Annotated in this window: 21 protein-coding genes; 16 read left to right on the top strand and 5 right to left on the bottom strand. The window is 27.5% G+C overall.

The window, feature by feature from the left end; genetic code table 11:
- Positions 1–987 (bottom strand): hypothetical protein, encoded by a 987-nt coding sequence (locus tag L8W56_RS02985; protein ID WP_263659383.1) that lies wholly within the window; start codon positions 985–987, stop codon positions 1–3.
- Positions 988–1019: 32 nt separating this feature from the next.
- Here L8W56_RS02985 and L8W56_RS02980 point away from each other — a divergent pair, with 32 nt between their 5' ends.
- Positions 1020–1361, top strand: a complete 342-nt coding sequence (locus L8W56_RS02980) for a hypothetical protein (RefSeq protein WP_250325565.1) — start codon at positions 1020–1022, stop codon at positions 1359–1361.
- 126 nt (positions 1362–1487) lie between these two features.
- The gene (locus tag L8W56_RS02975; RefSeq protein WP_263659382.1) at positions 1488–1637 is read left to right on the top strand and encodes a hypothetical protein; all 150 of its coding nucleotides are present in this window, start codon (positions 1488–1490) and stop codon (positions 1635–1637) included.
- Here the strand turns inward: L8W56_RS02975 and L8W56_RS02970 are convergent.
- On the bottom strand, positions 1634–1816 hold the full coding sequence (locus tag L8W56_RS02970) for a hypothetical protein (RefSeq protein ID WP_087685558.1): 183 nt from the start codon (positions 1814–1816) through the stop codon (positions 1634–1636). The two genes, L8W56_RS02975 and L8W56_RS02970, sit on opposite strands and share 4 nt — an antisense overlap.
- The gene (locus L8W56_RS02965) at positions 1803–2033 is read right to left on the bottom strand and encodes a hypothetical protein (RefSeq protein WP_318529804.1); all 231 of its coding nucleotides are present in this window, start codon (positions 2031–2033) and stop codon (positions 1803–1805) included. The genes L8W56_RS02970 and L8W56_RS02965 overlap by 14 nt, the downstream gene beginning before the upstream one ends.
- Before the next feature lie 149 nt (positions 2034–2182).
- Between L8W56_RS02965 and L8W56_RS02960 the strand changes: the two genes are divergently transcribed.
- The 7 genes from L8W56_RS02960 to L8W56_RS02930 all read left to right on the top strand — a co-directional run bounded on the left by L8W56_RS02960 (position 2183) and on the right by L8W56_RS02930 (position 6014).
- Positions 2183–2884: an XRE family transcriptional regulator gene (locus tag L8W56_RS02960; protein WP_257402313.1), complete on the top strand. Its 702-nt coding sequence runs from the start codon at positions 2183–2185 to the stop codon at positions 2882–2884.
- An 8-nt stretch (positions 2885–2892) separates the two neighbouring features.
- The gene (locus tag L8W56_RS02955) at positions 2893–3273 is read left to right on the top strand and encodes a hypothetical protein (protein ID WP_257402314.1); all 381 of its coding nucleotides are present in this window, start codon (positions 2893–2895) and stop codon (positions 3271–3273) included.
- Entirely contained in the window at positions 3257–3940 is a 684-nt protein-coding gene (locus L8W56_RS02950; protein WP_257402315.1) for a hypothetical protein, read from the top strand. The genes L8W56_RS02955 and L8W56_RS02950 overlap by 17 nt, the downstream gene beginning before the upstream one ends.
- 15 nt (positions 3941–3955) lie before the next feature.
- Entirely contained in the window at positions 3956–4378 is a 423-nt protein-coding gene (locus L8W56_RS02945) for a protein-export chaperone SecB (RefSeq protein WP_257402316.1), read from the top strand.
- Between the two features lie 6 nt (positions 4379–4384).
- Positions 4385–5059 carry a DNA/RNA non-specific endonuclease gene (locus L8W56_RS02940; protein ID WP_263659380.1) on the top strand — a complete coding sequence of 225 codons (675 nt, stop codon included), beginning with the start codon at positions 4385–4387 and terminating at the stop codon, positions 5057–5059.
- A 161-nt stretch (positions 5060–5220) separates the two neighbouring features.
- Complete coding sequence (locus L8W56_RS02935; RefSeq protein WP_263659379.1) at positions 5221–5736, top strand: Panacea domain-containing protein; 516 nt, start codon at positions 5221–5223, stop codon at positions 5734–5736.
- Positions 5727–6014 (top strand): hypothetical protein, encoded by a 288-nt coding sequence (locus tag L8W56_RS02930; protein WP_039625734.1) that lies wholly within the window; start codon positions 5727–5729, stop codon positions 6012–6014. Before L8W56_RS02935 ends, L8W56_RS02930 begins: the two co-directional genes overlap by 10 nt.
- 15 nt (positions 6015–6029) lie before the next feature.
- Here L8W56_RS02930 and L8W56_RS02925 read toward each other — a convergent pair whose 3' ends face one another.
- Complete coding sequence (locus L8W56_RS02925; RefSeq protein WP_412175227.1) at positions 6030–6725, bottom strand: sel1 repeat family protein; 696 nt, start codon at positions 6723–6725, stop codon at positions 6030–6032.
- 230 nt (positions 6726–6955) lie between these two features.
- Between L8W56_RS02925 and L8W56_RS02920 the strand changes: the two genes are divergently transcribed.
- The gene (locus tag L8W56_RS02920; RefSeq protein ID WP_066008559.1) at positions 6956–7147 is read left to right on the top strand and encodes a hypothetical protein; all 192 of its coding nucleotides are present in this window, start codon (positions 6956–6958) and stop codon (positions 7145–7147) included.
- Here the strand turns inward: L8W56_RS02920 and L8W56_RS02915 are convergent.
- Complete coding sequence (locus L8W56_RS02915) at positions 7128–7277, bottom strand: hypothetical protein (protein ID WP_263659377.1); 150 nt, start codon at positions 7275–7277, stop codon at positions 7128–7130. The genes L8W56_RS02920 and L8W56_RS02915 overlap by 20 nt on opposite strands.
- A gap of 50 nt (positions 7278–7327) precedes the next feature.
- Between L8W56_RS02915 and L8W56_RS02910 the strand changes: the two genes are divergently transcribed.
- The 6 genes from L8W56_RS02910 (at position 7328) to L8W56_RS02885 (ending at position 10912) form a co-directional block, all read left to right on the top strand.
- A complete protein-coding gene (locus tag L8W56_RS02910) occupies positions 7328–7606 on the top strand; it encodes a hypothetical protein (protein WP_263659376.1) in 279 nt (92 codons plus the stop codon).
- A gap of 604 nt (positions 7607–8210) precedes the next feature.
- Entirely contained in the window at positions 8211–8414 is a 204-nt protein-coding gene (locus L8W56_RS02905) for a hypothetical protein (protein WP_039625728.1), read from the top strand.
- Positions 8414–8665 (top strand): hypothetical protein, encoded by a 252-nt coding sequence (locus L8W56_RS02900; RefSeq protein ID WP_263659375.1) that lies wholly within the window; start codon positions 8414–8416, stop codon positions 8663–8665. The genes L8W56_RS02905 and L8W56_RS02900 overlap by 1 nt, the downstream gene beginning before the upstream one ends.
- The gene (locus L8W56_RS02895; protein ID WP_263659374.1) at positions 8655–9515 is read left to right on the top strand and encodes a lambda exonuclease family protein; all 861 of its coding nucleotides are present in this window, start codon (positions 8655–8657) and stop codon (positions 9513–9515) included. Before L8W56_RS02900 ends, L8W56_RS02895 begins: the two co-directional genes overlap by 11 nt.
- Position 9516: 1 nt before the next feature.
- The gene (locus L8W56_RS02890) at positions 9517–10233 is read left to right on the top strand and encodes a hypothetical protein (RefSeq protein ID WP_039625725.1); all 717 of its coding nucleotides are present in this window, start codon (positions 9517–9519) and stop codon (positions 10231–10233) included.
- Positions 10217–10912, top strand: coding sequence for a hypothetical protein (locus tag L8W56_RS02885; RefSeq protein ID WP_263659373.1), 696 nt, complete (start codon positions 10217–10219; stop codon positions 10910–10912). The genes L8W56_RS02890 and L8W56_RS02885 overlap by 17 nt, the downstream gene beginning before the upstream one ends.
- Positions 10913–11004: the final 92 nt, after the last annotated feature.

Raw genomic sequence — 11004 nt, 5'->3', positions numbered from 1 at the left:
TCAACTAATACTTACTACATCAATACATTTTTGTTCTTGACTATCTTCAAATCCATAATAATCCATCAAAGAGCTCACCACACAAGCTTCAGCCTCTTTTTTTCTAACTTTAAAAGCATTTTTTCTTAATGCATTTTCCTTTGCATATTTGAGCCAAGTATGTAAGCTACCAGCAACAGAAGCCATTTTTTTGTTGCCTCTCTTCCACTGTCTAACATCCCAATACTCTATAAAATCTTCAGCCAAACTCTCATCAAAGCAAGTATTGTGTTTTTGATTAAAGGTATTAATCTGCTCCATTAGATCATCTACACTAGGTTTTTTAAATTTACCCATGCTAAACTCCTGTGTTTTTAAAGCTCCAAAATCAACAACAAAAAAAGTTCGCGTAGCGTTATTATTTTTATTTGTATTCTCTTTATTTTCTAAATTTTCTAAATTTATAAATTTATTATTATTTATACTTATATTATTTTCTTTATACGCGTGCGTGCGTGTTTCTATATATAGGGAATTTTCATTTTTTTCTTTTTCCGTATTCAAATTTCCGACTACGGAAGAAGTATTATTTTTAAATATTTTGCTTGGTTTTTTATCAGCACTTTTAAGCTTATATTCAGTTTTGTTAAAATGCTTAATTATTTCATTGTTTTCATCTTTTAAAATCCACTCATAATTAAATCTATGATGATTTGTTTTTTTAATTTGAAGTAGATTAAAATTGATTAATTCATCTTTAGCAAGTCTTAATCTTTGCAAGCTTATTCTTGTATCTTTTTTGATTAAAATAAGTTCTCTTAAGTAAATTTCACTTACTAGAGTTTTTTCACTCATTCTCTTAAGCTGTAAATAAAGTGCCAAAGCATCCATACTTAAGCCACCATAAAAAATCGTATTAGCTACTTTTGTGAAACCTCTTCTAGCTCTAAGTGGCTTTTTAGCTCCTAAAGCCACCTCTAAACTAGCTTTAAAATGCGGTATACTCATCATTTTTCCTTAATTTATTTCTCATTTTTAATATGATAAAATCAAACGCAAAAAGGCCTAAAATGGATCTACTTAACTCTTTAGCGCAGATACTAGGTGAAAAACAAGCCATTTTTATATATGGACTTATCATAGGTTTTTTACTTGGGCGTTTTTTTACAAAAGCGCAAAACAAAACGCAAATAACCACATTCCAAAGCACATGCAACGCTATTTTAAGAGTTAAAATACCCATCACTTTGGTATATAAAGATGGAATAGAGCAAGCTCCAAAATGCGATTTTTTAAGAAAAGATGGCATTTGTGCTAAAACAAAAGTCACTTGCCTTTACCTCCGAACTTTTGATGTAAAAAATGAGACAAAGAATAAATAAAAACTCCGATTAAAAATCCTATACTAAGACCCGAAAGCAAGTAGTTAATCACACTCATAAAACATCCTTTTCATCCGCACTCCTTTTTAGTTAAAATTCCCCATCTTTAAAGAAAGGAGGATTAAAATGGAAATCCAACAATTAGAAAAAATCATTTTAGATTTAAAACTAAGAGTTGAAGCATTAGAAAGCAAAGTGGCTTCATTGGAAAAGGATAAAAACACTTCGCAACACTTTAGTCTTGACACTCCAGATTTAATTAGCGACAAAGATTAATCCTTATTAAGTATCAAAGCGTTTTCAACCCTTAAAGCCAAGCTAATATCAAGAGAGATGAATTTATTTAAAGTCGAAAAAATATATTCATCAACACTTTTATTATCTTGGCTAGAAAGTGTTTCAAGCACCTTATAATGCTCATCTTTAATTTTAATTTTTAAATTAAGCTCTTTCACTCACACTCTTTTTTGGTTTTCTTCCTCTTTTTGGTATATTTGTAAGATTAGAACGCACATCTACCCAAAACTCATGTGGAATTCCATATAACCTTTTAAACTCTATTTGTTTTTTAAAAGATACTCTTCTCTTATTTATTTTTATATCTCGAGTCATGCTTTCAGAATAATGCTTTTTTAAAATTTTTGTTATTTTGTAATAATCGATTTTTTTCATATCGTAAGAATACATTATGTAATCTTAAAATTATTTTAAATATTAAGGATAAGTATGCTTTTTGTATTTACAAAATATGATACAATTTGTATAAAAAATAATACTTATTGTCGATATTTTTGTTTTAATTTTATAGATTGGGTAAAGATATGAAAAATGTAGATACTAAAAAATTACAAGACTTACTATACTCCAAATTTTCCAACTATCAAGACTTTATACAAGCATGTTCTAAAAAAGGATACAACCCTTCACTATCTACGGTAAAATCATGGTTTAATAATAATCTGCAAGGCACAAGAAGCCCGAGTATTAATAAGTTACCTATAATAGCAGAGATTTTAAATGTTCCAATTGAAGAGTTGTTATCCTTTACCTCAACAAATAAAAACCACAATCAAATCGAATTTAAATACTATCCTGATATTTCTGCTTCAGCTGGATATGGAGTTTTAGCACAAGATATAAATTATACTAGTATTTGTGTTGATGGAAGTTTTCTAAAAGAGATTTTAGACATTCCTATAAAAAAAAGCTACGATATTATAAAAATAAATGGCGATAGCATGGAGCCACTTTTAACACATGGAGATTTTGTTGTTATTGATAGAAGCAAAAATACTCTTGGTACTATATCAAGTGCTGATATAGTTATTTTTAGACAAGGCGAAGATCTATATTGTAAAAAAATTAAAAAAGAAGCTTTTTGCGATTTTATTTATTTAGTATCTGAAAACAAGGACTACAAAGAAGTTAAAATTAGCGATTTTGCGCAGTGTGAAATTATAGGGGTGGTTGTATCAAAAATGACAGTTGAAACCTTTAAAAATTTTATAGAGTTTGTAAGATAAGAGTAAATATGAAAAAAGATAATGAATTAGAAAAAATAGGTCTTAAAGATTTCAATAGTATTTTATATGCAAGAGAATTAAAGTATAATAAAATAAACAAAATTTATCGAACAGAAAATTGTGAAATATTCACAAAAAATAAAGATGTTAAAAGTTGTTTTAAACTAGAAGTGGATCAAATAGTACTTGAAAGCGGAGGAATAAAAATCAAAGAAGTTGATATGAAAAAAATAAATTATGAAGATTTTGCTTATTTGCAAACTATTTTAGAGAAAAAAGAAAGGATTGTTTATGTTTATAAAGAAAATAACAATATAATATACAGTCCAAGAGAAAATGAAAATTATTTCATAAAGAAAGAAATACAAAACAATGAAAAATATTTTTAAATTACTCAATAAGAGAGAGCAGAAGATATTTTTAGAAAATAAAAATCTTGCTAATAAACTTTGGAAAATTATCCCAGAATCAAATAAGCGACCAATGGATGCAACGAGAGTTATTGATATCGTAAAGAATGAGAATTCCTCATTAAACATTGATACTATATGTAAAAAATTTAACATTGTTTTAAAGAGAAATATGAAACTAAAAAAATACAATTCGAAATCAATTTTTGACGGTAACAATATTACTATAGAATATAAAGACAAGAAAGAAGTTTATGAGCAGTTGGGACATATATTTCAAAATTTTTTAAGTAGTATTTATTTTCAATATCCACCAAAATATAATCTAAAAACAATTGATTTACATGAAAAAAAAGCTAAAAATTTTGCAAAACACTTAAAAATTTTAGAATACAATTTTGCACTTGATTCTAAAGATTTTTCTGAAACGCAAATTAGTTTTAAAGATTTTTCTGAAACGCAAATTAGTTTTAAAGAATGTTTTGAAATGTTGAATAATCTTGAAAATAAAGTAAAATCAACCAAAAACCAACAATACTTTAAAATTAACAAAACTAAATATAAAAATGATGAGCTTAAAATTAACAAAACTAAATATAAAAATGATGAGCTTAAAATTAACAGTAATTTTAGCAAAGTAGCTTAGAAATAAGGAGTTATAATGAATGAGATAAAATCGGGGGTATTTCAAATTTTATCAATAGAAATAAAAAAATTTAATTTTGAACAAAATGGAGTGCTAGATGATTCTGGCACTATCAATTGTAAAAACAACATAGGTGTCATTGCACATCAAAAAGATGACAAGAAAAAAGATATATTTTTAATCCGATTAGATTTAGATATTCAAGCAGATAGCGGTAGTGAAAGTGTTTATAATATATCAACAACAATACTATCATTAATTGCTTTTGAAACTAAAGATGAACAAAATAAAATTCTTCTAAACAATGCCGTTGCAATAATGTTTTCATATTTAAGACCAATGATAGCCCAAATAACAATGCTATCTGGCTTCCCGCCTTATCACCTACAACCTGTTAGCTTTGAGGAATTTAAAGTTAAAATTATAAATGAAAAATAACAACAAATGAAAAAACTTATAATTTTACCACTATTAACAACTCTAGCCTTAGCTAATTACACACAATATAAACCGAGTGAAGATTTTGCAAAGTATTTTACTAAACAAAACTGCTCTCAGGTTTTAGATAAATTTTATTATATTAATTGCTATGATTATAACTACAAAGGCACTAAAGCAATAGCTTATAAATTAGAAGCTAAAATTTTAAATCAAGGACACATCAAAAAACGCCCAAAATTTAAAGATGATACCAATATTCCTAAAAAGTATAGAACTTATTGGGAGGATTATCTAAGAAGTGGTTATACAAGAGGACATGTCGTGCCAAATCAATCCATGAATGCAACCCCACAAGCCCAACTTAGCACTTTTTTAATGAGTAATATTACTCCGCAAAATCCACAAATTAATCAAAAAGTATGGAATAAGATTGAAAAAAGAGAAAGGCAAATAGCTTTAAAGCTTGGAGAAATTGAAGTTTTAAATTTAGTTAATTATGATAGCAACCCACAAAGAATAAAAAATCAAATTGCTATTCCAAACTCTTATATCAAGATTATAAAAGGTAGTAATTTTAAAGAATGCTATAAAGTTCCAAATTATGAAGTCGATAATTTAAGTATAAAAAGATATAAGTTTAATTGTGGTGTTTTAACTAGCAATAATCATCAGTCTTAAACGATTTTTTAGTTTAAACTATAAGATAATATAAGATAATATAAGATAATATAAGATAATATAAGATAATATAAGATAATATAAGATAATATAAGATAATATAAGATAATATAAGATAATATAAGATAATATATTTTATATTTTAAAATAAGGTAAAAACTATGAAAGCATTAGATGTTGCAAAATACTTTTTATTCTTAGCAAGAAGTAAAGAAGCTGGTGACACGCTATCAAATTTAAAAATACAAAAAATGCTTTATTATGCACAAGGGTATATGCTTGCCGTATTTGAAAAACCACTCTTTGATGATAGAATAGAAGCGTGGCCGCATGGACCAGTGGTTAAAGCAGTGTATGAGCAATTTAAAAAATATGGATCAAATTCTATCTCTTTTGATGAACTTGAAGATTTTGATACAGATTGTATTGCTAACAATAAAGATGCCCATGAGCTTTTAGTTCTTATTTTTGACAAATACGGTTCTATGGGGGCTTGGGAGCTTAGAGAAAAAACCCACGAAGAATATCCTTGGAAAAGTTCTTATGTTGCGAGTCTTGGAAATGAAATTACACAAGATACAATAGCTACTTTTTTTAAGGAAGAAAATAAAAAAGAAGCATTAAGACTAAAAGAATTACAAAAAAATGATATGGAAATTAATGAATTATGGCCTTAATTAATTTTAGATATTTCTTAATTCTTCTTTCTAATATGACTGATATAGATATAGAAATTTTACTTGAACACAAAAACGAATTACTTAAATACTTATCTCATCTAGGAGATAGTAGTGTTTTTGAAAAAGATAAGTGTTTTAAAGCTTTAAATAATATAGAGCAAGACTACTTTATTTGTATTGGTTTAACAGACAATGAAAAACAAAAAGATTTCTGTAAAAGTGTTTTTATTATCTTAAGAGATCATTGGAAAAAATTTAATTCTACTTTCTATTAACACTAAACTATTCTCTCAATACCACATCAACCTTTTATATCCATCACAGCCAAGTTGATAACCGCCATCACAAGCTAAGCCATAGTATTTTTTTGCTTGTTTAAAATCTATCCTTATACCTTTTCCATTTTCATAAAGACCACCAACAGCTCCACAGCTTACACTATCTTTATATTTATCACATAAAAGTTTTAAATTTAAAAAAGCTCGTCTTATAGTATCTGGTTTTATTAAAAGTGCAGTATTTTTTTTACAGGCACAGGGCATGTCTATTATATCAGATTGTAATTTATCATTATAATACAAAGGACACGCATAAGCCCGATTAACTTCAAAATCACTCATCTTTTTTAGTAGCTTTAATGCCTCTATAGCTTTTGTATCATTAGTTTTATTTAAAGCAAAATCTATCAATTCTGATAATTTTTTCCAACTATCTAAAGCTATCAAGCGATTAATTTCTTTATACTTTTTATCTTTGTCCATATCAAGAATTAAACCAACATAAGCCATTATTTCAATCAAATTAAATATATTGCTCTCAACTTTAAAATTTCCATCTATAGCAAAATTATTATAAATATATAAACAAGCTTCTTTATTCTTTTTATCATAGCAATCGCTAAAAGATTTTTTGTATAGTTTTTCTTCTGAAAGATTAAAATTTTTGCTTTTATAACCAACAGCATGTTTTTCTATATACGCAGACATTTCAATCTCTCTTCGCTCACACACATCAAACCCAAAAGCATATATACATACAAATAAAATCAGTAATTTTTTCAACAACAACCCTTTATTTTGCCTCTATTTTATACTCAAAATTATATCATAAAAAATAAAATACATTTTGTGTTCTTTTTAATAATTATTTAAGCATACTTTTTGTATTCTTTCTTCATCGAAACAAATGAAACCTAAGAAACAAAAAAGGATTTAAAATGTTAGTGATTAGATTAGATCTAAGAGAAGATTTAGAAAAAATGCTAGAGGTAGCTTTTGAAAGAAATTATTCAAAACATTACGCTTCTTTGGAAGAGTTTTTGGCTACTCTTTTAGAGCATTCAGTTAAGAACTTAATCACCAAAGAAGCGTTAGAGAACAAAGGGTTTGTTATTTCTCTAAAAGATTAGGAGTGTCAGTGAGTTCTTCTAAGTCTTTATCGTTTAGTCTTTTTTCAAGAATTGTGACTTTGCTTTCTAATTCATCAATTCTTAAAATAAGTTTGTTTAGTTGAGCTTTTAAGTTTTGTAATTCTTCCATAATTCGCCTTTCTAGAGTGAAATGGATTATAACAAATATAAGGATTTAAAATGTTAGATAGTTGCTACCTTGATTTAGAAAAAAGAGAAAGAGAAGCTGATACTCTAGCTAAAGAGCTTATGCATGATGAGAGTATGAGTGGTAAAAATCTTTTTTATCTTAAAGATTTGATAGAAGATTTTATAACAGATCTTGAGTGCAAAATGGAAGATTGGGAGTTTTCAACTTCTTTAGAAACTTACAAAGAAGAAGATATTAACTTTAAGATTTGGGATTTAATATCCAAAGTAAAGGAAACGCAAAAAACTTTAAATACTATTAAAGTTTAACAAAGTCTTTTACTAAAAAGACTTGATTAAGCTTTTGACTGCTTGGAAATTAAGCTTTACTACCTTGTTGATAGTTCTTATAGCAGAAGGGTTAGCAAGTTATCCAAAAACTTGGCTTAGTATAAATGTTTATAGTGCTATTTTATGTTTTCTTGCACTTTAAAAATGACAGAAAACTTAAGGGTTAAGAAATAATTTTGTATAATAACAATTGTATTAAGTATGGCTACTCTTTCGGTTTTTTAGAAAGGGGGTTATTGGTGAGCAAGATAATTGATTTTATAATTCTTATTTTAGAATTAATAAAAGAGATAATTAAGCTCGTTAATTATCTCATCTAAAATCCTTAGAGCATATTATATATATCCACGCTTAGTCTAAGCTTAATACAATTATAACACAATAACCGAAAGAGAGCGTGGCTTTCGGCTTTCTTAAACCCCTTTTTATACTCAAATGAGCGCAAAGATTTTTGTTTTGATTTTACATCACATTCATTAAGTTTTTTTTCATTGCGATTACTCCTTAATTATAAACAATAAGACATATTTTTTCCTTTTTGCTTTGCGCTCATTTGAGTATAAAGATTTTGAAAGGAATATCAATGAGAGCAGAAGTAATAAACAAAAAGGCATACGTTCGTTTTGATGATTATGCAAATGAAGTCAGCGAATATAAAAAGAAAATAGTTTTATTAGAAGAAAAACTAAAAGAAGCTAAAGACTTATTTAAAAGTGAAAATAACTTAAGAATGGCTATAGAAGTTGAAAACATTAAACTATTAAGCTTATTAACAAAGGAGCTTTGATGTTGTTGTTTTTCAAAAAAGATGATGATTTAAAAATAAAGCTTTTCAAAGCCCAGTATCATATCAGACTTAAAAACAAGGCAATCAATCAAAGCTTATTAGCTTTAGAAGAAAAAGAAAAAGAGCTTAGAGAACTTCACTCTTTTAAAATAAAAATACTTGATGAGTTAGGGCTTATAACTATGGATAACGCTGAAGAATTAGCAATTAAAAAAATAAAAACACTAAAGGAGAAAACAAATGAAATATAAAATCATAGAATTAGAACAAGGCTCTAAAGAATGGCTTGAGTTTAGAAAAGGAAAAATCACAGCTAGTATAGTCGCTTCTTGCATTGGTGAAAAAGGTGCTTTTTTAAACAAAGAAAAGGCAAAAGAACTCATACAAGGACTTTTTGAGCCATATACCAATAAAGCTATGCAAAAAGGTAGAGAGTATGAGGAATTAATCAGAGCAAAAATGGAATTTATAATAGGAAAAGATATAACTCCTATTGTTATTCAAAGCTTAGAAAATGAGCTTTTTATGGCTTCTTTAGATGGTATAGATGATGAAAAAACAATATACGAGTTTAAATACTCAACAAACAACGAAGAATACGAGCAAGTGTTAAAATTTAAAAAACCTAGCCCAAAATACTACGCTCAAGTTCAATTTCAACTTTTTGTAGGTGGTTTTGAAAAATGTGTTTTTGCGGTCTTAAATGAGAATGATGATTTGACTTATTGTGTGGTTAAAAGCGATAAGGAATATCAAGATTTTATGCTTAGAAAAATAGATGAGTTTATAAAAGATTATCTCGTTAATCAAAAAAGCGACTACAAAGAACTTGATGATACTCATGCAAAAGAATTGGCCTTAGAAATAATTAGACTTGAAAGCACAATGAAGCCTATAAAAGAAAAACTAGAAGCTCTTAAAAAAGAATTTATAGAGCTAGCGAATGGTGAGAAAGTTAAATGCTTGGATATTAGTGTTTATCCGCAAAATAGAACAACGATTGATTATAAAGGCTTTTTAGATTTTACTAAATTAGAAATCCCAAAAGAATATATAAAACAAAGTACCTCAATGTGTTTAAAAATCAAAAAAGGAGCATAAAATGAGTGAATTAGTAGTAGCTGAAAAAACACAAAAAAATAATTTTAACTTTAATCCATATGAATTAGCATTAGTTAAAGGAGATTTATCAGAATTAAATGATGAAGAAAGAACTTCTTATGTAAAAAGTATTTGCGATAGTTTAGGCATCAATATGCTAACTAAGCCTTTTGAGTACATTATACTTAATGGCAAATTAACTCTTTATGCAACAAAAACAGCAACAGATCAGTTAAGACAAATCCATAAAGTATCTATCACTAAAACAGAAGCTAATCAAATTGGAGATATTTATATGGTTACGGTTTATGCTAGCACTCCAGATGGTAGAACAGATTGCGACACAGGAGCTTTAAATATTAAAAATTTGGGCGGAGATAACCTAGCAAATGCTTTAATGAAAGCCATAACTAAAGCTAAAAGGCGCGTTACTTTAAGTATTTGCGGTCTTGGAATGTTGGATGAGAGTGAATTAGATACTATCAAAGACTATAACAATACTAAAGCAACGCTAATAAAAGATGAAGCAAATGAGCTAAAAAAACTTGGGCTTGAACTAAGAAAAACCTTAGAGGATATGGGTTTAAATAAAGAAGAACAAAATGCATTTATCAAAAACAACAATATCTTTACAAGAGAGAAAATAAAAGAATTGTTAGATGATAAAAATAAAATATTCGAACTTAAACAAGGACTAAAAAATGATACCAATATTTAAAGCAAATTATGAAGTGGCAAATTATCAGCCACTACTTGAATATTTAAACGAAGGTGGTTTATATAGTGGCTATTTTAGAAAAATATTCTTATATGATACTATCGGCAACACAGGCCATACAAATACTTTTGTAAAATGTGAATTTGTATGCCAAAAACACAATAAATTAGCTGATTTTAATTTATTTATTGCAAAGAATGGAGATTTTACATACACAACTTCAAAAGGCGAAAAGGAAAGCTACTTAGGCTTTAGACAACTTAACGCAATAATGCTATTTTTAGGTATAGAAGAACTTGATCTTAGCAAAAAAACAAAAGCAAATATCTACGGAAAAGAAACAGAAGCTACAAGTCTTGATGAGCTAACAAATAAAACTTTGCTTTTGGGTTTTGACACAGAAGAGTTTTTAAATAAAAACAATCAAGTTGAAAATAAAATAGTACTTAGTAGAATTTTTAACTCAAAACTACAAAGTCTTGATGAATTTAAAAACCAAAAAGAGCCAGTTGCATATAAAAACTTTAAAGCCAGACACAAAAAATTACCACAAGAGCAAAATGAGTTTCAAGCTCAAAGCATTTCATTTAATCCATATGCACAAAATTTTAGCCAAAAACCTCAACAAATTCATACTTTAGATGCCACTTTAGAAGATGATGGTGAGCTTCCATTTTAAAGTAAGTAAAAATGTTAAAAGAAAAAATTAACACAGCCATAGAACACGCAAGAGCTTTGGCTTTAATTAACAAAGAATGCTTAGAGTTGATT

This window comes from Campylobacter sp. IFREMER_LSEM_CL1085 (genome assembly GCF_025772235.1).
Lineage (GTDB): Bacteria > Campylobacterota > Campylobacteria > Campylobacterales > Campylobacteraceae > Campylobacter_D > Campylobacter_D lari_D.
This window is presented reverse-complemented; position numbering and strand designations above follow the sequence as displayed.

Bases quoted from the DNA above. Each gene is read 5' to 3' on its own strand.
- L8W56_RS02930 (WP_039625734.1), top strand. From the start codon at position 5,727: ATGGCCTTAATTAATTTTAGATATTTCTTAATTCTTCTTTCTAATATG.
- L8W56_RS02895 (WP_263659374.1), top strand. From the start codon at position 8,655: ATGAAATATAAAATCATAGAATTAGAACAAGGCTCTAAAGAATGGCTT.
- L8W56_RS02890 (WP_039625725.1), top strand. From the start codon at position 9,517: ATGAGTGAATTAGTAGTAGCTGAAAAAACACAAAAAAATAATTTTAAC.
- L8W56_RS02945 (WP_257402316.1), top strand. From the start codon at position 3,956: ATGAATGAGATAAAATCGGGGGTATTTCAAATTTTATCAATAGAAATA.
- L8W56_RS02935 (WP_263659379.1), top strand. From the start codon at position 5,221: ATGAAAGCATTAGATGTTGCAAAATACTTTTTATTCTTAGCAAGAAGT.
- L8W56_RS02960 (WP_257402313.1), top strand. From the start codon at position 2,183: ATGAAAAATGTAGATACTAAAAAATTACAAGACTTACTATACTCCAAA.
- L8W56_RS02910 (WP_263659376.1), top strand. From the start codon at position 7,328: ATGTTAGATAGTTGCTACCTTGATTTAGAAAAAAGAGAAAGAGAAGCT.
- L8W56_RS02925 (WP_412175227.1), bottom strand. From the start codon at position 6,725: ATGTCTGCGTATATAGAAAAACATGCTGTTGGTTATAAAAGCAAAAAT.
- L8W56_RS02985 (WP_263659383.1), bottom strand. From the start codon at position 987: ATGAGTATACCGCATTTTAAAGCTAGTTTAGAGGTGGCTTTAGGAGCT.
- L8W56_RS02905 (WP_039625728.1), top strand. From the start codon at position 8,211: ATGAGAGCAGAAGTAATAAACAAAAAGGCATACGTTCGTTTTGATGAT.
- L8W56_RS02965 (WP_318529804.1), bottom strand. From the start codon at position 2,033: ATGAAAAAAATCGATTATTACAAAATAACAAAAATTTTAAAAAAGCAT.
- L8W56_RS02885 (WP_263659373.1), top strand. From the start codon at position 10,217: ATGATACCAATATTTAAAGCAAATTATGAAGTGGCAAATTATCAGCCA.
- L8W56_RS02920 (WP_066008559.1), top strand. From the start codon at position 6,956: ATGTTAGTGATTAGATTAGATCTAAGAGAAGATTTAGAAAAAATGCTA.
- L8W56_RS02980 (WP_250325565.1), top strand. From the start codon at position 1,020: ATGATAAAATCAAACGCAAAAAGGCCTAAAATGGATCTACTTAACTCT.
- L8W56_RS02915 (WP_263659377.1), bottom strand. From the start codon at position 7,277: ATGGAAGAATTACAAAACTTAAAAGCTCAACTAAACAAACTTATTTTA.
- L8W56_RS02900 (WP_263659375.1), top strand. From the start codon at position 8,414: ATGTTGTTGTTTTTCAAAAAAGATGATGATTTAAAAATAAAGCTTTTC.
- L8W56_RS02940 (WP_263659380.1), top strand. From the start codon at position 4,385: ATGAAAAAACTTATAATTTTACCACTATTAACAACTCTAGCCTTAGCT.
- L8W56_RS02955 (WP_257402314.1), top strand. From the start codon at position 2,893: ATGAAAAAAGATAATGAATTAGAAAAAATAGGTCTTAAAGATTTCAAT.
- L8W56_RS02975 (WP_263659382.1), top strand. From the start codon at position 1,488: ATGGAAATCCAACAATTAGAAAAAATCATTTTAGATTTAAAACTAAGA.
- L8W56_RS02950 (WP_257402315.1), top strand. From the start codon at position 3,257: ATGAAAAATATTTTTAAATTACTCAATAAGAGAGAGCAGAAGATATTT.